Below are 24,021 nucleotides of genomic sequence, written 5' to 3'. Positions count from 1 at the left end.
TCGTCATCCGGCGGACACCGCGTGGCAGCCGGCGTCGAGCGCCGCCGGCGTCAGGCACGCGTACGTCTGCCGCCGGCGGCGGTCGCGGTCGCCGGGTCCGCCCGAACAGCAGACCCGGTGCTCCCGTCAGCGGACGACGACGAAGTCGGACGCGAGCCTGGGGGCGCGGTCCCTCGGCGGGGCGGCGGGGTGGCCGATGGCGACGGCACCCATCGGGTCCCAGTCCAGGGGCAGGTCGAGGACCTGCCTGACCACATCGCGGCAGAACATGGTGGACGACACCCAGGCGGATCCCAGGCCCTCCACCGCGAGCTGGACCAGGAAGTTCTGCACCCCCGCGCCGGTCGCGACCACGAACATCTCCCGCTCGGCCGCATCGCGCCGGGCGTCGCCGTAGGTGTGCGAGCCGTCCATCACCAGGCAGGGCACCGCCAGATAGGGGGCCGCGCGCAACACGTCGCCCCGCCTGACCCGCTTGGCGATCGACTCCTCGGAGAATCCGTCACCGCGCAGGTCGGTGATCCAGGCCTCCCGCATCGCGTCGAGCAGCTTCTCGCGGGTCTCCGCCGACTCCAGCAGGACGAACCGCCACGGGGTCGTGTGGTGCGGGGCGGGTGCGGCGATCGCGGCCTCGACCGCCCTGCGGACCTTGGCGCCGTCCACGGGGTCGGCGGAGAACTCGCGGACGGTCCTGCGGGCGAAGACCACGTCGCGCGAACCGTACCGGAACATGTCCTCGGCGGACGGGCGGAGCAGCTCGCCGACTCCCGGGCCGTCCTCCTCCGTGGTGTACTCCGCCAGACCTCTGATCACCGCCACCGGGGTCTGCGAGACCTTTCCCTTGACCAGGTCCCCGGCCGCCGCGAACTCGTCGGCGACGGCGGTCAGGGTGACCTCGAGCGGGTTGCCGTGGTCGTCGGACATGCCCCGGTAGTCGAGCGCGGCCGTCACCCCCGCGAGGCCGACGGCGAGGTCGGTCTGGCCGTTGCGCCACGGGCGGCCGAAGGTGTCGGAGATGACCACGCCGACCGACACACCGAGCAGCTCCCTGACGCGCGCCCTGACGGCCGAGGCGGAGGCGTCCGGGTCGGTGGGCAGCAGGACGACCGTGCCGGGACGGGTGTTGGAGGCGTCGACCCCGGCGGCGGCCATCACGAACCCGTGCGCCGTCTCGGCGATCACGGTCTCACCCCTGCGGGCGACCACCCGCCGCGTCTCCGCCTCGACGGCCTCGGCGCGGGTCGCGTCGTGCAGCACCCGGCCCTCGGCCTTGCTGGAGATCTTCGAGGTGACCACGAGGATGTCGCCGTCGCGCAGGTCGGGCAGGGCCGTGGCGATCAGCTCGCCGACGTCGTCGCCCTCGCGCACCTCGGGCATGCCGGGAACCGCGAAGACCTCCACCTTGACGTCCGAGGACTCCTCCTGCCCGCGCCTGAACCGGCTCATCACACACCTTCCTCGGGAGTCGCGGACGCGCCGGATCCGTTCGCGGCGGGAGAACCCTCGTACGGCGCCGGAGGGTCGGCGCGCCGGCCCGCGAGCCGTACGGCCATGTCCAGGGCGGCACGGGCGATGGCCGCGGCGGACTCGACGTCGTGCATGATCAGCGGGCGGGCCTCGACGTCGACGCCGTCGAGGGCGACCCCGGCGTCCTCCTCCGCGACCAGCCAGCCGTCCACCAGCGGTGATCCGTACAGTTCGAGGACGGCCTGCGCGGTGGTCTCCACGCCGATCGCGGTCAGGCAGGCGTCGGCCATGCCCCGGACGGGGGCGCCGCCGACGATGGGCGAGACGCCGACGACGGTCTTGCCCTCAAGGGCCGCGCGGACGCCCTTGATCTGCAGGATCGTGCCGATGCTGACGACCGGGTTGGACGGCGGGAGGACGACCGCGTCCGCGGCGGCGATGGACTCCAGCACTCCGGGGGCGGGGGAGGCGTCGTCCGCGCCGACCAGGATGATCTGCTCGGCGGGGACCGAGGCGCGCAGCCGCACCCACCACTCCTGGAAGTGGATGGCGCGACGGCCCCGCTCGTCGGAGACGACGACGTGGGTCTCGGTCCTGTCGTCGCTCATCGGGATCAGGCGTACGCCCGGCTGCCAGCGCGCGCACAGCGCCTCGGTGACCGCGGACAGGGGGTATCCGGCGTCGAGCATCTGGGTGCGCACGATGTGGGTGGCGAAGTCACGGTCGCCGAGGCCGAACCACTGCGGCTCGACGCCGTAGGCGGCGAGTTCCTCCTTGACGACGTGCGACTCGGACCGCCGTCCCCACCCCTGCTCCTCGTCGATGCCGCCGCCCAGCGTGTACATCACGGTGTCGAGGTCGGGGCAGACCCGCAGGCCGTAGAGGCTGATGTCGTCACCGGTGTTGCCGATGACGGTGATCTCGGAATCGGGGGCCGCGGTGAGAAGGCCGCGTAGGAAACGGGCGCCGCCGATTCCGCCGGCGAGGGAGACGATGCGCATGCCGTCCAGTGTTCCACTAGGTCACCTGACCCGTTGGCGGGGTGCCCGCGGGCGATTCACAGTACTCTTTTCATGATCGTTATGCGGGGTGCCCGCCCTGTCGGATCGCCTGGTAGGACGCCCGAAATGTGGGCTTATAGGGTGTCAACAAAGTACTTGTGGGGTTGGTGGGCTTCCCGGGACCACCGGCAGCAAAGTCAGCCATGTGCAAAACTGACCCGGGTTTACCTAAAGACCCTCTGGGGGTAGTTGTGATCAATGTCGAGGCGGGCCGGCTCCGGGGACCGGCGGCGTGGCTCATGGTCGCCTTCGGGTCCGCGAGCGTTCTCGTCGGCATCGAACGCCTGCTTTTCGGGGGTGGGCCGTCGTCCTCCTTCGCCGAGCGCTCGTCGGCCTTCACGGGGCAGTTCACCTCGCCGGTCGCGTCCGCGTTGCTCGTGGGCGCCGTGCTGCTGGCGACCAACTTCGGCCCGGTGATCGAGCGGCTGAAGGTGATGGCCCTCGTCGTGGCCGGCACGCTCGGCCTCTCCGCGCTGTTCGGCCTGATCGGCCTGTTCGGCGGGCTGTTCGGGGGCGTGGAGGGCTTCCTGGGGAAGGTCGAGTTCTTCCTCGTCAACCTGCCCGCCCTCGCGTTGACCGTGGTCGCGCTGCTGTACGTGCTGCCGAAGGCGATCCCGCCGGGTTCGCGCGACCCCTTCCGCGCCGGTGACGGCTTCGGCCACTCCCCGGACCCGCAGGAGCAGCGGTACGCCTACGGCCGGCCGCCCGTCCCCGGGCAGCAGGCGCCCTTCCCGGGCCCCCAGGGCCCCCAGGGCCCCCAGGGCCCCCAGGGCGTTCCGGGACAGGGCGTTCCGCAGGGCGGGTACCCCCAGGCCCAGGGCGGCCCCCCTCCCCACGGTCCCCAGGGGCAGATGCCCCCGCAGGGCCAGGGGCCGCAGGGGGGTCAGGGCCATCCGCAGGGCCAGGGGCCGCAGGGCGGCCAGGGATACCCGCAGGAGGCCCCGCCCGTCCCGGCTCCGCAGCCCCCGTACGAGCGCCCCGCGCTCCCGCCGGCGCCCGCGCACAGTTCCACCGGAGCCCAGGAGGGATACGGCCGGCCGGAGGCGTCCCCCGCGCCGCAGGCCGGTGAGGGATACTCCCAGGCCCCCTACCCGCCGCCCGCCGAGAACCAGTCCTACGTCGCCCAGCCCGGCCCCTACGCTCAGCCGTCCCAGCAGCAGGAGCCGCAGGGGTACGCGCAGCAGGAGCAGAACCACCCGCAGCCCGCCTCGCCTGTGGAGAGCTACACCCCGAACCCGTACGTCGCGGCGGACGTCCAGCCCTCGGCCCCGGCCAAGCCGTACGACCCCCCGGCCGCGGCCTACGACCCGCCGATCTACGCCGCCCCGGTGGAGCCGCACGCCCAGACGGAACCCCGTCTGCCGAGCTACCCGCAGTTCCCCGACTCCCCGTCGTACGGTCAGGAGTCGCAGGACTTCGGCAGGCAGGCTGAATCTCCGGCGTTCCCGGAGTCCCCTGCCTCGCCGGTTCCCCCCGCGTACGGCCAGGAGGCGCAGCCGTCGGGATCCGGGCGGCACTCCAGCCCTCGGCTGCCGAGCTACTCCCAGTACTCAGAGCCCTCCCAGTACTCAGAGTCCTCGCCGTCCTCGTCGTACGGTCAGGGGACGCAGGACTTCGGCAGGCAGGCCGACTCGTCCGCGTACGGTCATCAGTCGGACCCGCTGCGGTCCGACTATGGGCAGACCGCTCCTTCCGGGCAGTCCGACCCGCTCTTCGGCCGCCAGGACGAGCCTCCGACGTCCCCGGTCTCGCCGGTTTCTCCCGCGTACGATCAGGAGCCGCGGCAGCCGGGCTACCCGCAACCCGAGCAGCCGAGCTACCCGCAGCCCGATCCGCAGGGATACCCGCACGCCGACTCGCAGGGCTACCAGCGCTCCGAGGTCCCGGGCTTCGGCGGGCACCGGGAGTCGCAGTCCTACCCGCAGCCGGAGCCGCAGTCGCCCGGCTACGGGCACCAGCCCGAGCAGCAGGCCGAGGGGCACCAGGGCCGGCCGGCGGACAGCCGGCAGCACCCGCCGTTCGACGGCCCGCCGCAGTCCTTCCCGCAGCCGCCGGAGAACTACGGCCAGCCGTTCACCGGTTACTCCGGCGCCGAGTTCGGCCGCCAGGGTGAGCAGAGCCAGGCATACCCGGCGCCCGACCCGGTGGACCTCAGGTCCCAGCAGATGGCCCAGGCGTACCAGCAGGCGGAGAGCTACCAGCAGCAGGCCCAGCAGGGCGGCACCGAGCCGCAGCTGCGCGTTCCCGAGTACGGTTCCCCGGGGTACGAGGGCCCGTTCGGGCACCCGCAGACCCCTGAGGCCCCGCGACCCCCGCAGGGTCCCCAGCCCTCACAGACCCCTCAGGCTCCGCAGGACTCCCAGGCGCCGTACGGGTCCCACCAGTGGGACCCCCAGTCGGAGACGACGGTCCGGTTCGACCCGAGCGCCTACCAGGGAGACCCGCTGAGCGGTCCCTCGCCCGCGGCCAGGACGTGGGACTCGCAGCCGATAGACCCCACGGCGATCTACAAGCCCGAACAACGCCCAGGTCAGGTCACGGATGAGGAAACCACGGATAGAGAGAGGGTGGGCCCCGGTCAGGATCAGAACATGTCCTGGTACGGTTCCGACCGCCGAGAGCACTGAGCCCCTGGCGGTCGAAGCGATCACCTGGTGCAATTGCCGTCGTGGCAGGCACACGACCCACAACCGGGGAGAGCAGGTCTTTCCCCGGATACCAGCATGCCGCTTGACGCCACACCGAGCACACGCGTGTAATTACACACGTGTTGTTACGCCTTCCTCTGGGTGGGTAAGGGGGAGGCGTTCATAGGGGGGCTCCAATTTTGCGGGCTTGCGGCAGGGAGGTGTGCAGTGGCCGACCTGGTCATCGCACAGGAGAGCATCGCTGAAGAGCAGCTTGGCTGGCAGGAGCGCGCCTTGTGCGCGCAGACCGACCCGGAGGCGTTCTTCCCGGAGAAGGGAGGGTCCACCCGCGAGGCCAAGAAGGTTTGCCGCTCCTGCGAGGTGCGTGCCGAGTGTCTTGAGTACGCACTCGAACACGACGAGCGGTTTGGAATCTGGGGTGGGTTGTCGGAGCGTGAACGCCGCCGCATCAAGCGTGAGGCGGTCTGAGCCGTCCGGAGACCGGGTGGCCGGAAGGCTTGAGCGCTCTGGGCGTCCGGGCACCGACGAACACTATGAACACGACAAACACCATGAACACCATGAAAACCGATCGAGACCGAGGCGCCGAAGCGGTGGCGAAGAGGCTTGGTCGGTCTGGCAGAAGTGCATGACGCCTCTCGGAGGCGTTTGACGAATATGTCCACGGGGTCACGTGACCGTCGGTCACGTGACCCTTTTTTCATGCCCGCGACCAGGTGTAAGACATAGTCCGACAGAGGGTGCCGTATCGTTAGCGCGCCGATCACCACCACTCCTGAACACGGGACATATGTCCATCACCGACCCCCCGCACCCCCAGCGCCCCCACCACACCGTCACCGCGATCGTCGTCTCCCACGACGGTTCCCGCTGGCTGGGGGAGACCCTGGAAGCCCTGCTCAAACAGACCCGCCCGGTGGACCGGGTCGTCGGGGTCGACAACGGCAGCAGGGACGGCAGCGCCGCGCTGCTCACCGCGGCCCTCGGCTCCAGGGCGGTGCTCACCCTGCCGCGCTCGACCGGTTTCGGCGAGGCCGTCGCCGAGGTCCTCGACCGGCTCGGTCCCGGTGGCGGACAGGAGTGGATCTGGCTGCTGCACGACGACTGCGCCCCGGACGTCCACGCCCTGCGGCTCCTGCTGGAGGCCGCGGACGAGGACCCCAAGGCGGCGGTGCTCGGGCCCAAGCTCCGCGACTGGCTCGACCGGCGGCTCCTGCTCGAGGTCGGTGTCACCGTCGACCGTACCGGCCGCAGGGACACCGGGCTGGAGGCCCGCGAGTTCGACCAGGGGCAGTACGACGGGACCAGGGACGTGCTCTCGGTCTCCACCGCGGGCATGCTGGTCCGCAGGGACGTCTGGGAGGAGGTCGGCGGGCTCGATCCCGCCCTGCCGCTGTTCCGCGACGACCTCGACCTGTGCTGGCGCGTCAGGAACGCCGGACACCGCGTGCGGAACGTCACGGGGGCGGTCGCCTGGCACGCGGAGGCGGCCACCCGGCGGCGCCGCCGCATCACCGCGAGCGGGGACCACCCCCGCCGCCTGGACCGCCGCAACGCGCTCTTCGTCGTCATGGCGAACCTGCCCCTGCGCCCGCTGCTGTGGGCACTGGTGCGCAACGCCTTCGGGTCGATCTTCCGTACGGTGCTGTTCCTGGTGGCCAAGCAGCCCGCCAACGCGCTGGACGAGTTTCTCGCGTTCGGCTCGGTGTTCGGCCACCCCATCCGGATGATCAAGGCAAGGCGGGTGCGGGCGAAGGGCCGCAGGCAGGGGTACGCGGCGGTGAGCCGGCTCCTCACCCAGCCGGGCGCCGGTTACCGCCGGCTCGCCGACAGGGCACGGAGCTACCTGGCCGGGGGCGGGTTCGTGGAGTCCGCGGGACGCCACCACGCCATGGCGGCCTCGCCGCACGCGCAGGAGGACGGCGAGGAGCTGCTCACCGACGCCGGGGTGATGCAGCGCGTCTTCGGAAACCCCGGCGTCCTGCTCTTCCTGGCGCTCGTCCTGGTGACGCTGGTCGCCGAGCGCGCGGTGACCGGCGGGGCCAGGCTGGGCGGCGGCGCGCTCGTCCCGGTGATCGGCGGGGCCTCCGACCTGTGGGACCTCTACCGCGCGAGCTACCACCAGGTGGGACTGGGCACCGACGCGTGGGCCCCGCCGTACGTGGCGGTGCTGGCCGTGCTCTCCACGCTGCTGTTCGGCAAGACGTGGCTCGCGGTGTCGCTGCTGCTGCTCGGCTGCGTGCCGCTGGCGGGGATCTCCGCGTACGCGGCCACCCGGTCGATGATCCCCGGCCGCTGGACCAGGGTCTGGCTCGCCTCCTCGTACGCCCTCCTGCCGGTCGCCACCGGCGCGGTCGCCGCGGGACGGCTCGGCACCGCGGTGGTCTTCGTGCTGCTGCCCGTCTACGCGGCGCTCGCCACCGCCGTCCTCACCGCGGAGCGCCGTCGCGCCCGCCGCGCCGCCTGGGGCCTGGGACTTCTCCTCGCCGTCGGCACGGCCTTCGCCCCGCTGGTCTACCCGCTGACCGCGATCCTCGGCGCGCTGGCGGCGCTCGCCTTCCCGCGCAGGGGCGTCGCGGTCTCGATGCTCGTGGCGTTCGCCGTCCCCGTGGCCCTGCTGTTCCCCTGGCTCCTCCAGGTGGTCGCCGACCCCGGGCAGCTGCTGCTGGAGGCCGGGCTGCACCAGCCGGAGCTGGTCGACCCCGCGCTGCCCGCCGGGTCGCTGCTGTTGCTCAGCCCCGGCGGTCCCGGCATGCCGCCGCTCTGGGTGACCGGCGGCCTCCTCGCCGCCTGCCTGCTCGCGCTGCTGATGCGCCGCAACCGAATGGTGATCGCGGTCGGCTGGGGCGTCGCGCTCTTCGGGGTGCTGGTGGCGATTCTGGTCAGCAGGACCACCGTCACCTCGATCAACGGCGACGTCGAGGCCCCCGCGTGGCCGGGGGTGCCGCTCGCCTTCGCCGCCACCGGCATGCTCGTGGTGGCCGCGCTCACCGCCGACAGGATCGTGGAGTTCCGGGCCGCGGGGGGAGCGCGCAGGCTCGCCGCGCTCGGTGTCGTGCTGGTCGCGTTCTCCACGCCGCTGCTCGCGGCGGGCATGTGGATCGTGAAGGGCGTGGACGGCCCGCTCCGAGGGACCGTACGCGACGTCATGCCGGCCCTCGCCGCGAACAACTCCTCGGGCGGCGAGCGGACCCTGCTGCTGCGCTCCTCGACGGGTGGTCTGCTCTTCACCGTGCTGCGCGGGCGCACCCCGGTGGTCGGCGAGGCCGACATCCCCGTCCCCGAAGGGCCCAGGGAGCTGGTCCGCCTCGCCGCGGCGGGGCTGGTGTCCGGCAGGGGCGGTGACGACGCCCGGGTCCTCGCGGCCCACGGCGTGCGGTTCGTCGTGGTGACCGCGCCCGTCGATCCGGAGATCAGCCACGCGCTCGACTCGCAGCCCTCGCTGGCGAGGATGAGCCTGTCCCGCTCGGTCGGCGTGTGGCGGCTCACCCAGCCGATCGCCCTTCCGGTGCCTCCGCCGGGAGACCCCTGGCACGGCCGCTGGCTCTGGGCCCAGGCCGTGCTGGTGTTGGTCGTCCTGGTCCTGGCCGCACCCGGGGCGCGTACCGAGTCCGACGAGCCCGCGCTCCCCCAGAACCTGCCCGAACCTCGCAGAGAGCTGGCCGCCCGGTGAAATCCCTGATCGAGAACCGGTTCAGCCTGCTGGTGCTGGTCCTGGTGGCCCTCCTCGCCCTGTACGGGGTGGCCTACGCCACCCAGCCGCAGGCCGTCGTCGTCACCGCCCCGGGGTTCGAGAAGGTGCCCGTCGCCTCGGTGACGGCCGTCTGCCCGGCGCCCGGAGACACCTCCGTCGGGGTGGTCGTCCCGCCGGGCAGCCGGGAGCCGGGCTCCGCGACGCTCGTCACGGGCGACAAGAGCCTCGCCACCGTCGACGTCCCCGGACGTCTCTGGCACGACGAGGTGCCCGCCTCGTCGCCGCCCCTCGTCGTCGCTGCCACCGGGAGCATGGCCGCCGGTCTGGAGATCTCGCAGACCCGCAGGGAGAAGTCGGGCGAGCAGCGAGGACTGGCGGGGACACGCTGCACGGAGCCGACGGCGAGCACCTGGCTGGTCGGGCCGGGGCCGGCCGCGGCGGACGTCACGCTGTACCTGACCAACGCCGATCTCGCCCCGGCCATCGCGGAGATCATGGTCTACACGGGCGAGGGGCCGGTGTTCGACGACTCGGGCGGCGTGTTCACCCTCAAGCCGGGCCAGAGCCGCTCGATCAAGGTCGTGGACATCGCCCCCTCGGCGCTCGTCGTGGCGATCCAGGTCCGTACCAGCGCGGGGCGGGTCACCGCCGCGGCACGGGCGATCATGAACGACGGGCGGGGCGTGGACTGGCTGCCCGCCTCCGCGCCCCCCGCCACCCGCGTCGTCGTGCCGGGCATTCCCGGCGGCGGCGGAAAACGCGAGCTGATCGTCGCCTCCGCCGAGGAGTTCGACACCCTGGTGGAGGTCAAGGCACTCACCCCCGAAGGGACGTACGCGCTCCAGGGCCGCGAACTCGTCGAGGTGCCCGCGGGTTCCGTGACGAGCCTCGACCTGTCCGGCGGGATCGGCGGCCAGCCGTCCGCGCTGGTGCTCACCTCGGACACCCCGATCGTCGCCGGGCTCGTCGCCACCGGCACCGGTTCGAAGACCGATGTGGCCTTCACGGCGGGGGCGGCCCCCATCGACCTGGGCAGCGTCGTCGCCGACAACCGTACGGGCGGCAAGGTGAGCTCCCGGCTGCTGCTGACCGCGCCGGACACGGCCGGCCTGGTGAGCGTGCAGGTGGTCCCGCGCGAGGGCGAGCCGGGCGAGCCGTTCCAGGTGGAGATCCCCGCCGAGCGGACCAAGCAGGTCGCGCTCACCAAGGTGAAAGGGCCCTTCGCGGTGGTCGTGCAACCGCTGCCCGGGTCGGGACCGGTCTACGGGGGGCGTGTCCTGGAGGAACGGCTCAAGGGCGGGCCCGCGCTGACCGTGCAGCCGCTCGCCCCCGCCCGCCTGTGGGCGCTGGTCCCGCCGATCGCCGAGTCCGCCGCGACCGTCCTGCCCTGAACCGTCCTGCCCTGAACCGTCCTGCCCTGAACCGTCCTGCCCTGAACGGGGTCCTGCACCGGAAGGCCACGGGACCGTCGTGGTCTCCCGTGTCGTGCCGGGTCGGTCGTGGCCGCCTCGGGACGCGGCGGGGACGGCCCTCTCCGGCGCGGCGGGTCAGTCGTGATCGTCGAAGCCGGGATCGACCGACTCGGGGGAGAGCCCGAACAGGCCCGCGACCTGCTCGACCACCGTCTCGTGCACCATCGCGCCCAGGTGGTCGCGGTCGCGCGCCCTGCTCTCCAGCGGGCGACGGTAGATGATCACAACGGCCGGGCGGCTCCCCGCGGCGGGCTCCGAGCGTCCGAAGGGGATGGGGTCGCCGTTCAGCAGTCCGGGACCGTCGCCCAGCTCGCTGATCGGCGGGACCTCCTCGACCGCGAACTCCACGGCGGACAACTGCTTGGCCCACCGGGGCTTGAGCCGGTCGACGGCGTCCAGGACGAGATCGTCGAACCGCTCGCTGCGGGCCTTGGCGATCGGCACGTGCGAGGGCGCCAGCGGGCCGCGCAGGCCGCGACCATGCCTGTCGCGCCTGCGGGGAGGGCGGGGTCTGCCGGGTGCCGGGCTCACGGCCCCAGCTTAGACGTGACCCGGACAAGGGCGGGAGATGCCGTGACCGGAGTGCGGGCGGACGAAAGGGGGGACGACGGGGGCGCGGGTGACGGGGGATGCCGAGGAGAGGCGCGCGGACGACAGGAGTGAGGTGGCGGAGCGGCAGGGGAGGGGCGCGGGAGGGAGGGGGCGCGCGGGAGATCCTGTCGTTCGCGTCAGGCGCACAGCGGTGAGACGAGAACCCCGTCGGGGAACGCCGCCCGCGGCGGCTCGTTGATCCTCCCGGAGAAACACCGGGAATCGGCGAACGGTTGTAAGCCGTACAGGCAGGTGGAACCCGGGACACGTGTCCGAATTGTGGCGACACGCTCGTTAAGAGCGCTCAGATAGTGGCGCCTCGGACGCTTACCGGATACGGTCCCACCGTGAGCCCCGTCCGCCGCTGTTCCCGCACCGCGTGCAGTCAGCCTGCCGTTTTCACGCTCACGTACGTCTACGCCGATTCGACCGCTGTTCTCGGACCCTTGGCGACGTACGCCGAGCCGCACTGTTACGACCTGTGTGCCGAGCACGCCGAGCGGCTCACCGCCCCCCGAGGCTGGGAGGTGGTGCGCCTGCCGACCGATGGCGCGCCGCCGAGCACGGACGACCTGGAGGCCCTCGCGAACGCGGTCCGCGAGGCGGCCAGGCCCACGCCGAGCGGCGGCACCGAGCCGGTCGGCCAGGGGGTCGAGGTCGGCCGCCGAGGTCACCTGCGAGTGCTTCGCTCCGCACAGCCCCAGCGCGACCGCTGACCCTACTAGGCTGGGGCACGAGACACGACGCAAGGGGTGGAGCTGGAGTGGGCGACCTCGCCAAGATCTTCAAGGCGTACGACGTCCGTGGCGTCGTGCCGGACGAGTTCGACGAGGAGACCGCGGAGGCGGTCGGCGCGGCCTTCGTGGAGGTGACCGGGGCGAAGACCGCCGTGGTGGCGTACGACATGCGCGAGTCGTCGGTGCCGCTGGCCGCGGCCTTCACCCGGGGGGCGACCTCGCGGGGGGCCGATGTGATCAACGCGGGCCTGGGCTCCACGGACCTGCTCTACTACGCGAGTGGCAGCCTCGGCCTGCCAGGGGTGATGTTCACCGCGAGCCACAACCCGGCCCGCTACAACGGCATGAAGATGTGCAGGGCAGGTGCCGTGCCGATCGGTGGCGCCACCGGGCTCGTCGAGATCCGCGAGCGGGCCGCCGCGATCCTGGCCTCGGGCACCCTCGGCGGCGAGGGGGGCGGGAAGGTCTCCGAGCGCGATCTGCTGCGCGGCTACGCCGACCACCTGCGCACCCTGGTCGACCTGTCGGGCATCCGGCCGCTGCGGGTGGTGGTCGACGCGGGCAACGGGATGGGCGGGCACACGGTCCCGACGGTGTTCGAGGGGCTGCCCGTCGAGCTGACGTCCCTCTACTTCGAGCTCGACGGCACCTTCCCCAACCACGAGGCGAACCCCATCGAGCCCGACAACCTGCGCGACCTGCAGAAGGCCGTGCTCGACGTGGGCGCCGACATCGGGCTCGCCTTCGACGGGGACGCCGACCGCTGCTGGGTCGTCGACGAGCGCGGCGAGTCCGTCTCCCCGTCGACGATCACCGCGCTGGTCGCGGTCCGCGAGCTGGGCAGGCACCCCGGGGCCGCGATCATCCACAACCTGATCACCTCCAGGGGCGTTCCGGAGATCGTCGCCGAACACGGCGGCCGTCCGGTCCGCACCCGCGTGGGTCACTCGTTCATCAAGGCCGAGATGGCCGCGACCGGCGCGGTCTTCGGCGGCGAGCACTCCGCCCACTACTACTTCAGGGACTTCTGGTTCGCCGACTCCGGCATGCTGGCCGCGCTGCACGTGCTGGCCGCGCTGGGCGAGCAGGAGAAGCCTCTCTCGGAGATCCTCGCCGAATACACTCGGTACGCGGCCTCTGAGGAGATCAACAGCACGGTCGCCGACCAGGATGCGGCGACGAAGCGGGTCCGCGAGATCTTCGCCGCCCGTGCAGGCGTCACCTTCGACGAGCTGGACGGCCTGACCGTCTCCGGCCCCGGATGGTGGTTCAACCTCCGTCCTTCCAACACAGAGCCGCTGCTCAGGCTGAACGCCGAGGCGGCCGACGAGATTCAGATGGCAGCGATCAGGGACGAGGTCCTTGCTGTCGTGAGGAGCTGAACGAGTGAAGATCGACGACTGGCTGCTGGAGATCCTTGCCTGCCCCAACTGCAAGTCCCCCCTGAGGGCCGATCCCAAGGTGGACGAGCTGTCCTGCACCTCCGCCTCGTGCGGCCTGGTCTATCCGGTACGGGACGACATCCCGGTCCTGCTGGTCGACGAGGCCCGGAAGTCGTGAACTGGGAGCCCGATCGGCTCGACGACCAGAAATGGCTGATCGAGGGCGACCCGGCGGGCACGTTACGGGCGGTGGCCGACTCGGCCGCGCAGGTCCGCGCCTCCCGCAGGGCCGCCCTGGAGTCGGGCCTGTCCTCGCTCGCCGAGGACGGCAGGCCCCGGGCGGTCGTGGTCGTCGGTATGGGCTCCTCGGGCATCGCCGGTGACATCCTCGACGTGGTGTGCGGCCACGGCGCCCCGCTGCCGATCGTGACCGTCAGGTCCTACCGGCTGCCCGGCTGGATCGGCGCGACCGACCTGGTGATCGCGGTGTCGCGTTCCGGCAGGAGCGAGGAGACGCTCGCGGTCGCCGCCGAGGCCGTACGCAGAGGCTGCCGCCTGCTCGCCGTCGGCGGGCCCGACTCGCCGCTGCACGCGATCGCCAGGCAGGCGGGAGCGCCGTTCGTGCCCGTCGCGGGCGGCGGGCAGGCGCACGCCGCGGTGTGGGCGGCGTCGGTCCCGCTGATCGTCGCCGCCGCCCGGCTCGGCCTGGCCGAAGCCGGGGAGGAGGTGTTCGAGGAGGTGGCCACGCGCCTTGAGGACCTCGCCCACCGCTGCCGCCCGGCGAGCGAGTCGTTCATCAATCCCGGCAAGTCGCTCGCGATGGAGTTCGCCGAGACCGTGCCGATGATCTGGGGATCCTCCCCGCTGGCCGCCGTCGCGGCCCGGCGGTGGGCCGGTGCGCTCAATACGAACGGTAAGTACCCGGCGATGTACGGCGAACTGCCCGGGGCCGGTCACGACCAGGTGGCCGTCCTCGACGGCCCGCTCGCCCAGCGGGACATCTTCGCCGACGAGAGCGGCAGATCGCTCCGGCTGTTCGTGCTCCGCGACGTGGAGGAGCACCCGCAGGTCGTACGGCAGCGGGAGGCGTCGGTGCGGCTGGCGGAGGATCGCGGCGTCCCGGTCACGCAGATCGCCGCGGAGGGGACGCATCCGCTGGAGCGGCTCGCGACATTGATCGCGCTCGGAGATTTCGCGAGTACGTACCTCGCGCTCGGGTACGGGATCGACCCGGCAACTGTGTCGGCCATCACAGGACTCAAGGCCAGGGTTTCGCAATAGGATCCCTTGTCTTGTCTTTCCCTACCAACCAGCTGAGTGGAGGCTGCCGTGAGCGCGGGCGGCGGTACTAAGGCAATCATCGCGGCGTTGGCGGCCAACCTGGCGATCGCCGTGGCCAAATTCGTGGCGTTTCTCTTCACGGGCTCGTCATCGATGATCGCCGAGTCGGTTCACTCGGTGGCCGACTCGGGCAACCAGGCGCTGCTGCTCCTGGGCGGCAAGCGCGCGCAGCGGGCGCGTACGCCCCAGCATCCCTTCGGATACGGCAGGGAGCGTTACTTCTACGCGTTCGTGGTGGCGGTGGTGCTGTTCACCATCGGCGCGGTGTTCTCGCTCTACGAGGGCTGGCACAAGATCCACGCCCCCGAGGAGCTCACGTCGCCCCAGTGGGCCTTCGGCGTGCTGATCTTCGCGATCATCGCCGAGGGGTTCTCGTTCAGGACGGCGATCATCGAGTCCAACCACGTCCGTGGAAAGCAGTCGTGGGTGCAGTTCATCCGCCGCTCCAAGTCGCCCGAGCTGCCGGTCATCGTGCTGGAGGACCTGGGCGCGCTGCTCGGCCTGATCTTCGCGCTCTTCGGCGTGACGATGGCCGTGGTGACCGGCAACCCCGTCTGGGACGGCATCGGCACCATGATGATCGGCGCCCTGCTCGCGGTGATCGCGGTGATCCTGGCGATCGAGACCAAGTCGCTGCTGATCGGTGAGAGCGCGGGGCCCGAGGTCGAGACCCGCATCGCGGACGCCCTGGAGAGCGCGCCCGAGGTGACCCGGGTCATCCACATGCGCACGCTCCACCTGGGGCCCGAGGAGATCCTGGTCGCCGCCAAGATCGCGGTGGACCACGACGACACGGCCGCCGAGGTGGCCCGCGGCATCGACGAGGCCGAGCAGCGCATCCGCGCCGCCGTTCCCGAGGCGCGCGTCATCTATCTGGAGCCCGATCTCGACAGGGCCGGCGTCGCCGACCGCGTCTGAGTCTCACCGGACGGTCCGGGGCCGTGACGGGCTCCGGACCCGTGGGAGTCGTCCGGGATTCGCGGTGTCACCGCTGGGTGCGGCGCTGGAGCAGGCGCAGCGCCTTCTCCTTCTCGAAGTCCAGTGCCCTGCGAGGTGCCTGCAGGCGGCCGATCCGCAGCCCCAGGTCCCGTACGGCCTGTGCGACCGCGGGTTCGCTCAGTGTGCGCAGTGCGAAGGCGAGCTCGGCGGGGGAGACGTCGAACCGCTTCTCCAGCTCGACGCTCTGGGCGACGGCCGAGAGCTCCTCCGGGCCGAACCGCCGGTGCGCGCCCCGGTCCCTGATCGGGGGCAGCAGTCCGAGTGCCTCGCGGTAGCGGAGCATCCGGGGGGACATGCCCAGCTTTCTGGCGGCCTCGGTGATCCGCATGGTGCCCTCTTTCCGGTGATTTCCCAGAAAAGCTTACATTCTTGTGTCAGATTACCCGCTCAGAGGGTGCGCGGAGCCGTTCCGGCCGCCTAAACTCGCAGACATCGACTGTTCCGATGGAACGGCGGGCCCGGCCCCAGAGCGAAGCACGATCGCGAGACGAGCGCGACGGGCGAGGGTGTGAGGCGAACGCCGCCCATCAACCAGAGGGGTAACCACATGGACTTCAAGGTCGCCGACCTTTCTCTCGCGGCCTTCGGCCGCCGGGAGATCCAGCTCGCCGAGCACGAGATGCCGGGCCTGATGGCCATCCGCAAGGAATACGCCGCGGCCCAGCCGCTGGCCGGTGCGAAGATCATGGGCTCGCTGCACATGACCATCCAGACCGCCGTGCTCATCGAGACCCTGGTCGCGCTCGGCGCCGAGGTCCGCTGGGTGAGCTGCAACATCTTCTCCACCCAGGACCACGCCGCCGCCGCCGTGGTCGTCGGCCCCGAGGGCACCGTGGAGAACCCCCGGGGCGTCCCGGTCTTCGCCTGGAAGGGCGAGACCCTGGAGGAGTACTGGTGGTGCACCGAGCAGGCTCTGACGTGGCCCGGTGACGACGGCCCCAACATGATCCTCGACGACGGTGGCGACGCCACCCTGCTCGTCCACAGGGGGGCCGAGTACGAGAAGGCCGGTGCCGTCCCCAGCGCCGACGAGAACGACCCCGAGGAGTGGAGCGTCATCCTCGACCTGCTCCGCCGCACGGTCACCGACGAGAAGCGCTGGACCAAGGTCGCCTCGCGCATCAAGGGCGTCACCGAGGAGACCACCACCGGTGTGCACCGCCTGTACGAGATGTTCAGGAACGGCACGCTGCTCTTCCCGGCGATCAACGTCAACGACTCGGTGACCAAGTCCAAGTTCGACAACAAGTACGGCTGCCGCCACTCGGTGATCGACGGCCTCAACCGCGCCACCGACGTGCTGATCGGCGGCAAGGTGGCGGTCGTCGCCGGATACGGCGACGTCGGCAAGGGCTGCGCCGACGCGCTCAAGGGCCAGGGCGCCCGCGTCATCATCACCGAGATCGACCCGATCTGCGCGCTGCAGGCCGCGATGGACGGCTTCCAGGTCACCACCCTGGAGGAGGTCGTCGGCATCGCCGACATCTTCGTCACGACGACCGGTAACTTCGACATCATCACGGCCGACCACATGGCCCGGATGAAGCACAACGCGATCGTGTCCAACATCGGTCACTTCGACAACGAGATCGACATGACCGGCCTGGCCCGGATCCCGGGCATCGAGAAGACCGAGGTCAAGCCGCAGGTCCACACCTGGCGCTTCCCCGACGGCAAGCAGATCATCGTGCTCGCCGAGGGCCGTCTGATGAACCTGGGCTGCGCCACCGGCCACCCCTCGTTCGTCATGTCCAACTCCTTCACCAACCAGGTGATCGCGCAGATCGAGCTGTTCACCAAGACGGACGACTACCCGGTCGGCGTCTACGTGCTGCCCAAGCACCTGGACGAGAAGGTCGCGCGCCTCCACCTCGACGCCCTGGGCGTGAAGCTCACCACGCTCACCAAGGCCCAGGCCGAATACATCGGCGTGGACGTCGAGGGCCCCTACAAGTCCGACCACTACCGTTACTGACACCCACGGTCGAGTTTCGCCGGGCCCCCGCCGCTTCGCGGGGGCCTTCCGGCGATTTCGGGGTTCGGGTAGATCTGGGGAGAGATGTGGACAGCGCTGAGCGCGCCCTGGGGGCCGCGGGGGAGCTGAGGATCGGGTGGGCGGCGCGGGCGATGCCCGTGCTCACCGCCCTTGGCGAGCGGTTCGCCGCGGAGCGGCCCTTCGACGGGCTGCGGATCGCCGCGTGCCTGCACGTCACCGCCGAGACCGCCGTGCTCATGGGCACCCTCAAGGCGGGCGGGGCCGAGATCGCGCTGGCCGCGTCGAACCCCCTGTCCACCCAGGACGACGTCGCCGAGGCGCTCCGTGACTACGGCGTCGTCGTGCACGCGCGGGCCGGGGTGACCATGGACGCCTACTACCGCCACATCCACCAGGCGCTCGACATCGTGCCGGACATCGTCCTGGACGACGGCTGTGACCTCGTCAACATCCTGCACACCGAGCGGACCGAGCTGCTGGAGACGGTCTCCGGGGGGTGTGAGGAGACCACCACCGGGATCATCAGGCTCCGGCGGATGGCCGCGGAGAAGGCGCTCAGGTTCCCCGTGGTGGCGGTCAACGACACGCGGACCAAGCGGATGTTCGACAACCGCTACGGCACCGGTCAGTCGACCATCGACGGGATCATGCGCGCCACGAACACCCTGCTCGCGGGCAAGACCGTGGTGGTCGCCGGATTCGGCTACTGCGGCCGGGGCGTCGCCGAGCGGGCGAGGGGCCTGGGGGCGCGGGTCGTGGTGACCGAGATCGACCCGGTCAAGGCGCTGGACGCCTTACTGCAGGGCTACGACGTACGGTCGATGGCGGCCGCGGCCCGGGCCGGGGACGTGTTCGTCACGGTCACCGGCAACCGCGACGTGATCAGGGGCGAGCACCTGGCGGAGATGAAGGACGGGGCGATCCTGGCCAACGCCGGGCACTTCGACGTCGAGATCGACGTCCGCGCCCTGGACGATTTGGCGCACGCCGTCCACCGGGGGGTCCGCCCCAACACCGACGAGTACGTGCTCGCCGACGGCCGCAGGCTCCTGTTGCTCGCCGAGGGCCGCCTGGTGAACCTCACCGCCGCCGAAGGGCATCCCGCCGCCGTCATGGACATGTCCTTCTCCGCGCAGGTGCTCTCGGTGGCGTGGCTGGTCCGCGAGCGGGCGCGGCTGGAGCCGGGGGTCTACGACGTGCCCGGAGAGGTCGACGTGGAGGTGGCGCGGCTCAAGCTGGCCGCGGCCGGGATCGAGATGGACGATCTCACCGTTGACCAGGAGGAATACCTCCACTCCTGGCGGCTCGGTTCCTGACCTCCTTTCCCTCGGTCACAGACGGGATACGCCGCGCACGCGGCCTCGGGCCGGGGAGAAAACCCCTCGTCACGATGTCACGATGACTTCTCCGGCTTGTTGCCGTACTGGGCGATCAGTTCGCTCGCCTCGCGCAGGATCGCGGCCTGCTGCTCGCGGCGCTTGCGGCGCCGGGAAAGCAGCGTCCGGATGACGAGGAAGGCGAGAACGAGGAGGACGAGGAAGACGAGCTGCGGCCACGGCAACGCCCAGAGCGAGGTGTCGACCGTGGTCTGCTGGGCGGCGACGCCCTGGATCGACTCACCCACGACCGTGGGGGTCGCCACGACCTGCGAGGTGATCGGTCCCAGCGGCCAGACGCCGGTCACCTGTACGGTGAACTCGCGCCTGCCGCCCGGCATGACCTCCCTGGTCTTGGCGTCGGAGGTGTCCTTCCATCCGCTTTCGCCGACGAATCCGGACGTCTGGACATTCGTGTCCGCGGCCACCCGGACATTGCCTTCGTTGGTGACGGTGTAGGTCATGTCGATGGACCCCGAGGAGAACGGGTTCCACGATCCCTTGTACTCGGCCCGCAGGCCGGTCACGGCGACCTTGGCCACGTAGTCGCCGGTCACCCGGAGGTTCATCCGGACCCCCACCCGGTTCTGGACCTTGACCTGGCCGGAGATCGTGTCCACGGACGCCGTGACCCCCGCGGGGTGGTCACCCGGCGTCGCGTTCTTCGGCACCGAGACCTTGACCGGCACGACGGCGGTGCCACCGGCGGGAATCGTCACCCGCTCGGGAATCTTGATCCATGCCCCGCCGTCGGTCGGCGTGGCGTCCGAGGGCCGCATGTCGAACAGTCCCTTGGCGGTCAGGTAGCCGTCGTTGGCGTCGATCGCGAAGGCGACCTCCTTGGTGGAGCGATTGGTGACCGCGATGTGCTCGGTCACCTCCTGCCCACCGGCGAGCTCGATGTCGATGGCGCTGCGGCCGTCGGGGCCCTTGGCGTCGGCCGGCGCGACCGACCAGGTGATGTCCCCCGGGCCCGCGGCGGCGGCCGGGAGGGCGTATCCCGTCAAGGTGGTCGCGCCGACAGCGCAGAGGGCGGAGAAGAGGGCGAGTGCCCTCCGCGAACTGCTCGTGAACAACGGTGGTATCTCCTGTTTCATGGTGAACATCCGGGACGTGTGGGTTAGGTTCGCACACGTCCCGGACACGCACAGCGGGGGGTGGCGTTCTGCCCCGCCATTGGTTCAGGACCGGTTGAACAAGATGGCGTTCACTGGTCGGCGTCGGGATCGGGTCAGCCGCAGCTGAGCGTGTTGTAGGTGGTGTCGTAGGTGGAGGTGGCCGGCTGGCCGTTGATGGTCGCGGCGCCCGTGACGGTCACGGTACCGGCGGCGAGTTGCCCGGTCCGGGTGTTGAAGGACTGGTAGGCCTGCTTGCCCGGGGCGACGTCGGCGACGGTCTTGGAGCCGTAGGGGGTCGACAGGGTGATGGTGGCGGGTGCGGTTCCGTTGTTGACGGCCGTGACCGCCAGGTGCGCCGTCGTACCCACGCACCGGGACTCCGCCGTCACGGTGAGCGGGAGCGTCGGGGCGACCGGCACCTCGACGGCCTTGATCTCCTCGACGTTCCCGGCCTTGTCGACGGCGCGGTACCGCACCTCGTGCTGCCCCTGCCCCGAGACGATGACCGTCCCGGTGTACGTCGTCCAGGCGCCGCCGTCCAGGGAGTACTCGATCTTCTCCACGCCGGACGTCTCGTCCGTCGCGGAGAGGGTGACCGGCACGCCGCCGTTGTCCTGCGAGCCGACCGTCGAGGTCGTCGTCGGCGCCGTCGCGTCGATCTTGACGGTGAGCGTCATGGTCGCCTCGACGTTGCCTCCCTTGTCGACGGAGCGGTAGGCCAGCGTGTGCGAGCCGTCGCCGGTGATGGTGATCGGCGCGGTGTACGTGGTCCAGGCGCCGCCGTCGAGCTGGTACTCGGTACGGTCGACCTGCTTCCCGTCCTTCCCGGGGGTCGCGGACAGCGTCACCGACACCGGACCGGTGAACCAGCCCCCGGCCGGCTGGGCCGGGGCGACCGTCGCGGTCGTCACCGGCGCCTTGTTGGTGACCTTCACGGTCTGCTTGCCGTAGTTCGCGCCGTTGCCTTCCGGCTTGTAGTTCCTCTCGACGTTGCCGGCGATGTCGACGGAGAACCAGGACACCTCGGTGGTCTTGTCGACCGTGATCTTCTGGGCCGCCTCACGCATGCCCGCCGCCCGCAGTTTGAGCGAGTCGAACGTCGGCCGCGTGCCGTCCAGCGTGTAGTACACGTTGGCGGGCTCGTTCACCTCGAAGGTGAACGTGGTGGAGCCTTCGGTCCTATCGGTGATCTTCAGGCTGGAGGTTGGGCGCTTCTGGTCCTCGGCGAAGGCACGGGCGACCTCCAGGATGGCGATCTGACCGTTGGCGAACTCCATCGCCTCCTGGTGCCCCTCGCTGAAGGGCGGCTGGAAACCGACCGCGGTGAAGCGCTGGGTGGCCGGGTCGTAGATGTCCGCGCCGACCTCGAAGTCCCAGCCGATGATGCCCCGGTTGTACCAGTGCTCGTCGGCGCTGTTGCCGGCCGCCGAGTAGAGGACGTCGGTGACGGGACCGGTGCGGCCCGGCCAGATCGCCGTGCCACGGTGGGTCTGCACCGCGGACAAGATGTGGTCGGAGGCGGACCAGAAGTAGTTCTCGGTACCGAAGTCGACCCGCGGCAGCACCTCGCGTCCGGCGGTCTTGTAGGCGCCGGGAGGCCACATGAAGTAGCCGCCGTAGGAGTGCGTGTTCATCGCGAACTTGATGTTCGGGTACTCGTTGGTGAGCCACACCTCGTTGCGGGCCTCCGGCTCCGAGAGCTTGGCGGGGCCGGCGTAGGTGTCGCTGGTGCAGGTCGCCGAGGCGCCGTTGTATCCGTCGGAGAAGGCGCCGACCGAGAAGTTGCGGTTCAGGTCCACCCCCCAGGAGTTGCGGCGCGCGGGGTCGGACGCGTTGTCGGCGCAGTGGTTGGTCATGTTCCTGCGCTGCATGTTGTAGTCGTACATCGAGTAGTGCGAACCGTCGGGGTTGGTGGTCGGCAGCACGAAGATGTCGAGGTCGTCCACGAGCTTCTTGGTCTCCCTGTCCTGCGCGTAGTTGCGCAGCAGCCGCTCGGCGGCCTCCAGACAGGTGATCGGGGTGACCCACTCACGAGCGTGCTCCTGGCAGTAGAGGAACACGCCGGTCTTGGAACGGTCCCGCTTCTTGCCGATGCGAAGGACCTTCATCTGGAACGGGTCGCGTGACACGCTCGCCGGCGCCGTGAGGAAGTCGGTGAGCCGTACGGCCGCCGCGGCGGCGACCACGCCCGCGCCCGCGTTGCCGCGGTAGGTGTTCGCCGTCACCAGGGCGGATGCCGCCGAGTTGGCGTTGACGGCGTCCACCACCTGCTTGGCGGTGCTGGTGATCGTGCCGGAGGCGTCCGTGGCCAGGTTGACCACGATGTCCTTGCCGTTGACCGTGACCGAGAGTGGGGAGTTCGCGGTGTTCGGGTTGACGAGCGCCGCGGTGATGTCGTTGCCGCCCTCGCTGCCGTAGCTCTTGGAGTTCAGGTAGACGATGGAGGCCGTGGCCGTGCCGAACTGCGCCTGGGCGGACCGGCGGTAGCCGTTCGTCTTGTACGGCAGATCGACGATCTCCGAGATCTTCGGGAACTCGGCGGCGAGACCGACGATCCGATCGGTGATCTCGGTCGGGTCCATGTAGCGGTCGACGAAGTCGGAGACGTAGTGCGGCTTCGGTGCCTTGCGCGTGGCCCCCAGCCACTTGGTCACCTTCGCCGTCACCGAACCGCCGCGGTTGCTGGTGACCGTGACCTGGGACGGCTCCTTGTCGATCGCGAGCGGCGAGGTGAACCGGTGGTACATGTACTGGCCGGCGTCGGTGAAGCGGGACATCGTCGCCGTGCCGCCCGAGTCGGGGGCGGTGTTCTTGCCGCTGTCCCAGGTGGTGGTGAGGACGGTCTGCGCGTCGGTCGCGCTCGACTTCACCTCGACCGACAGGAAGCGCTGGTTGTCCACACTGGTGAACCACTCCGCGCGCAGGACCGTGAGAGTGTCCTCCGCGGCCTCGGCCGCGGTGCTCTTGGCGAGAGCCTTGGACCGCTCGACCTTGTTGGCGGCGAAGTCGCTCTCGTCGGAGATGACGCCGCGAAGATCGAAGCCCTGGTCCCTGAGGCTGTCGGCCTCCTCGGGGCTGAGGACGGCGTGCACCTCGATGCCGTCGTCCAGAGGCTTCTTGTATTCGGCCAGGTCCACCCCCATGTCGGTCAGCCGGTCCACGTCGGACTGGTCGGGCACGACGATCCTGATCAGGGCGACGCCGTTCTGCTCGGTGGCGGGCAGCCGATCAGGAGCGACGTCGCTCACCGGCGGGCCCGGCTCGGCGAGCACCGGGAGCGAGCTGACAGTGATCGCTATGGGTAGTGCGAGCAAGACGAGGGAACGTCGAACTCGTCTGCTGTAGGCAGCGCCTCTCACTGATCCTCCATCTGGCGTGCTGCCAGGTAGGGGGTCGGCCTGGCGGGGCGCACGCAAGTCGAAGGCAGTCTTTTGCAACGTTCCGTTTTTCGTCAAGCGGTCATATAGCCCGAATTTGGACTTTTAGATAACGGTATGGTTTCTAAGGATTTTTCGGTATATAGCGCCCTAAGGCCGTGCCGATGGTGCCGCACGAACCCCCGTGGAGATAGGGGATCGAACGGTGCCCCCGGCCGGTGACCCCGGCTGGTGACTATGGAGCGCACCCGGGGTGCGGACGGTCAGGTGTCAGGGAAGGCGGTGGCGCCGGTGGAACCGGGGGGTTCCACCGGCGCCGAGTCGTGACACGCCCGTCCAGCGGTGTCGTACCCGCCGGAAGGAAGGCCGGCGGTTATCGCCCCGGTCGTGGGTCGTCATGTGATGGTGTGCCGGCGGGTGTGGGAGCAGGTGCCGGATTTTCATCTCATGACTCGTCACGACAGTGGACGTGATCTCGTCGCGGCGGGCGGAAACGGGCTGCCCGTTGGCTCAGGACTGGTTGAACAGCGAGAGCGTGAGGGTGGAGTTGTACTCGCCGGCGGTGACGTCGACGGGGGTGCGCAGGGCGAGGTCGGCGTTGACCTCCCAGGTGCCGATCTCGTCGGCGGAGTTGGCGGTGGAGACGAGGAGTTCCTGTCCCTGCAGGCCGACGTTGGGGGCGCCGGTGCCGTCGGAGATGACGCTGGAGACGGGTTCGCCGGCGGCGACGGCTCCGGTTTCGGTTTCGCTGATCAGGCGGGG

General features: G+C 70.6%; 18 protein-coding genes. 11 read left to right on the top strand and 7 right to left on the bottom strand.

Annotation, left to right across the window (positions count from 1 at the left end):
• Nucleotides 1-126: 126 nt before the first annotated feature.
• Complete coding sequence (locus ACFY3D_RS06380; protein WP_389975691.1) at nucleotides 127-1,446, bottom strand: coenzyme F420-0:L-glutamate ligase; 1,320 nt, start codon at nucleotides 1,444-1,446, stop codon at nucleotides 127-129.
• Entirely contained in the window at nucleotides 1,446-2,468 is a 1,023-nt protein-coding gene (gene cofD / locus ACFY3D_RS06375; RefSeq protein WP_389975688.1) for a 2-phospho-L-lactate transferase, read from the bottom strand. The genes ACFY3D_RS06380 and cofD overlap by 1 nt, the downstream gene beginning before the upstream one ends.
• Nucleotides 2,469-2,719: 251 nt before the next feature.
• Here cofD and ACFY3D_RS06370 point away from each other — a divergent pair, with 251 nt between their 5' ends.
• From ACFY3D_RS06370 to ACFY3D_RS06355, 4 genes are all read left to right on the top strand, one after another.
• On the top strand, nucleotides 2,720-5,155 hold the full coding sequence (locus ACFY3D_RS06370) for a hypothetical protein (protein WP_389975685.1): 2,436 nt from the start codon (nucleotides 2,720-2,722) through the stop codon (nucleotides 5,153-5,155).
• Nucleotides 5,156-5,383: 228 nt separating this feature from the next.
• Complete coding sequence (locus ACFY3D_RS06365; protein WP_037969494.1) at nucleotides 5,384-5,644, top strand: WhiB family transcriptional regulator; 261 nt, start codon at nucleotides 5,384-5,386, stop codon at nucleotides 5,642-5,644.
• Between the two features lie 322 nt (nucleotides 5,645-5,966).
• Nucleotides 5,967-8,849: a glycosyltransferase family 2 protein gene (locus tag ACFY3D_RS06360; RefSeq protein WP_389975683.1), complete on the top strand. Its 2,883-nt coding sequence runs from the start codon at nucleotides 5,967-5,969 to the stop codon at nucleotides 8,847-8,849.
• Nucleotides 8,846-10,261 carry a DUF5719 family protein gene (locus ACFY3D_RS06355; protein ID WP_350946474.1) on the top strand — a complete coding sequence of 472 codons (1,416 nt, stop codon included), beginning with the start codon at nucleotides 8,846-8,848 and terminating at the stop codon, nucleotides 10,259-10,261. The genes ACFY3D_RS06360 and ACFY3D_RS06355 overlap by 4 nt, the downstream gene beginning before the upstream one ends.
• A gap of 156 nt (nucleotides 10,262-10,417) precedes the next feature.
• On the opposite strand, the gene ACFY3D_RS06350 is transcribed toward ACFY3D_RS06355, so the two are convergent.
• A complete protein-coding gene (locus tag ACFY3D_RS06350; protein ID WP_350946475.1) occupies nucleotides 10,418-10,873 on the bottom strand; it encodes a metallopeptidase family protein in 456 nt (151 codons plus the stop codon).
• A gap of 407 nt (nucleotides 10,874-11,280) precedes the next feature.
• Here ACFY3D_RS06350 and ACFY3D_RS06345 point away from each other — a divergent pair, with 407 nt between their 5' ends.
• From ACFY3D_RS06345 to ACFY3D_RS06325, 5 genes are read left to right on the top strand one after another with little or no spacing between them, the layout of a single operon-like run.
• Nucleotides 11,281-11,649, top strand: a complete 369-nt coding sequence (locus ACFY3D_RS06345) for a DUF3499 domain-containing protein (RefSeq protein ID WP_350946476.1) — start codon at nucleotides 11,281-11,283, stop codon at nucleotides 11,647-11,649.
• Between the two features lie 47 nt (nucleotides 11,650-11,696).
• Nucleotides 11,697-13,052 (top strand): phosphomannomutase/phosphoglucomutase, encoded by a 1,356-nt coding sequence (locus ACFY3D_RS06340; RefSeq protein ID WP_389975680.1) that lies wholly within the window; start codon nucleotides 11,697-11,699, stop codon nucleotides 13,050-13,052.
• A 4-nt stretch (nucleotides 13,053-13,056) separates the two neighbouring features.
• Complete coding sequence (locus ACFY3D_RS06335; protein WP_350946478.1) at nucleotides 13,057-13,230, top strand: Trm112 family protein; 174 nt, start codon at nucleotides 13,057-13,059, stop codon at nucleotides 13,228-13,230.
• Entirely contained in the window at nucleotides 13,227-14,333 is a 1,107-nt protein-coding gene (locus tag ACFY3D_RS06330) for an SIS domain-containing protein (protein ID WP_389975677.1), read from the top strand. The genes ACFY3D_RS06335 and ACFY3D_RS06330 overlap by 4 nt, the downstream gene beginning before the upstream one ends.
• Nucleotides 14,334-14,381: 48 nt before the next feature.
• Nucleotides 14,382-15,311: a cation diffusion facilitator family transporter gene (locus ACFY3D_RS06325; RefSeq protein ID WP_362896429.1), complete on the top strand. Its 930-nt coding sequence runs from the start codon at nucleotides 14,382-14,384 to the stop codon at nucleotides 15,309-15,311.
• Between the two features lie 67 nt (nucleotides 15,312-15,378).
• Here ACFY3D_RS06325 and ACFY3D_RS06320 read toward each other — a convergent pair whose 3' ends face one another.
• On the bottom strand, nucleotides 15,379-15,720 hold the full coding sequence (locus ACFY3D_RS06320; protein WP_350946480.1) for a MerR family transcriptional regulator: 342 nt from the start codon (nucleotides 15,718-15,720) through the stop codon (nucleotides 15,379-15,381).
• 219 nt (nucleotides 15,721-15,939) lie between these two features.
• Between ACFY3D_RS06320 and ahcY the strand changes: the two genes are divergently transcribed.
• Together ahcY and ACFY3D_RS06310 are read left to right on the top strand one after the other, a co-directional pair.
• Nucleotides 15,940-17,367 (top strand): adenosylhomocysteinase, encoded by a 1,428-nt coding sequence (gene ahcY / locus ACFY3D_RS06315; RefSeq protein WP_362896408.1) that lies wholly within the window; start codon nucleotides 15,940-15,942, stop codon nucleotides 17,365-17,367.
• A gap of 86 nt (nucleotides 17,368-17,453) precedes the next feature.
• Nucleotides 17,454-18,704: an adenosylhomocysteinase gene (locus tag ACFY3D_RS06310; RefSeq protein WP_389975674.1), complete on the top strand. Its 1,251-nt coding sequence runs from the start codon at nucleotides 17,454-17,456 to the stop codon at nucleotides 18,702-18,704.
• 77 nt (nucleotides 18,705-18,781) lie between these two features.
• Here the strand turns inward: ACFY3D_RS06310 and ACFY3D_RS06305 are convergent, their stop codons facing one another.
• The 3 genes from ACFY3D_RS06305 to ACFY3D_RS06295 all read right to left on the bottom strand — a co-directional run.
• Entirely contained in the window at nucleotides 18,782-19,840 is a 1,059-nt protein-coding gene (locus ACFY3D_RS06305) for a WxL protein peptidoglycan domain-containing protein (RefSeq protein ID WP_389975671.1), read from the bottom strand.
• Nucleotides 19,841-19,995: 155 nt separating this feature from the next.
• Nucleotides 19,996-23,196, bottom strand: coding sequence for an OmpL47-type beta-barrel domain-containing protein (locus tag ACFY3D_RS06300; RefSeq protein WP_389975668.1), 3,201 nt, complete (start codon nucleotides 23,194-23,196; stop codon nucleotides 19,996-19,998).
• 573 nt (nucleotides 23,197-23,769) lie between these two features.
• A partial coding sequence (locus ACFY3D_RS06295) for a hypothetical protein (RefSeq protein WP_389975665.1) occupies nucleotides 23,770-24,021 on the bottom strand: 252 nt, incomplete at its 5' end.

It is taken from the genome of Streptosporangium sp. NPDC000509 (assembly GCF_042898365.1).
GTDB lineage: Bacteria > Actinomycetota > Actinomycetes > Streptosporangiales > Streptosporangiaceae > Streptosporangium.
This window is presented reverse-complemented; position numbering and strand designations above follow the sequence as displayed.

What these genes read in the sequence shown, in the direction of transcription:
- ACFY3D_RS06380 (WP_389975691.1), bottom strand. Translation starts at nt 1,446, where the DNA reads ATGAGCCGGTTCAGGCGCGGGCAGGAGGAGTCCTCGGACGTCAAGGTG.
- cofD (WP_389975688.1), bottom strand. Translation starts at nt 2,468, where the DNA reads ATGCGCATCGTCTCCCTCGCCGGCGGAATCGGCGGCGCCCGTTTCCTA.
- ACFY3D_RS06360 (WP_389975683.1), top strand. Translation starts at nt 5,967, where the DNA reads ATGTCCATCACCGACCCCCCGCACCCCCAGCGCCCCCACCACACCGTC.
- ACFY3D_RS06320 (WP_350946480.1), bottom strand. Translation starts at nt 15,720, where the DNA reads ATGCGGATCACCGAGGCCGCCAGAAAGCTGGGCATGTCCCCCCGGATG.
- ahcY (WP_362896408.1), top strand. Translation starts at nt 15,940, where the DNA reads ATGGACTTCAAGGTCGCCGACCTTTCTCTCGCGGCCTTCGGCCGCCGG.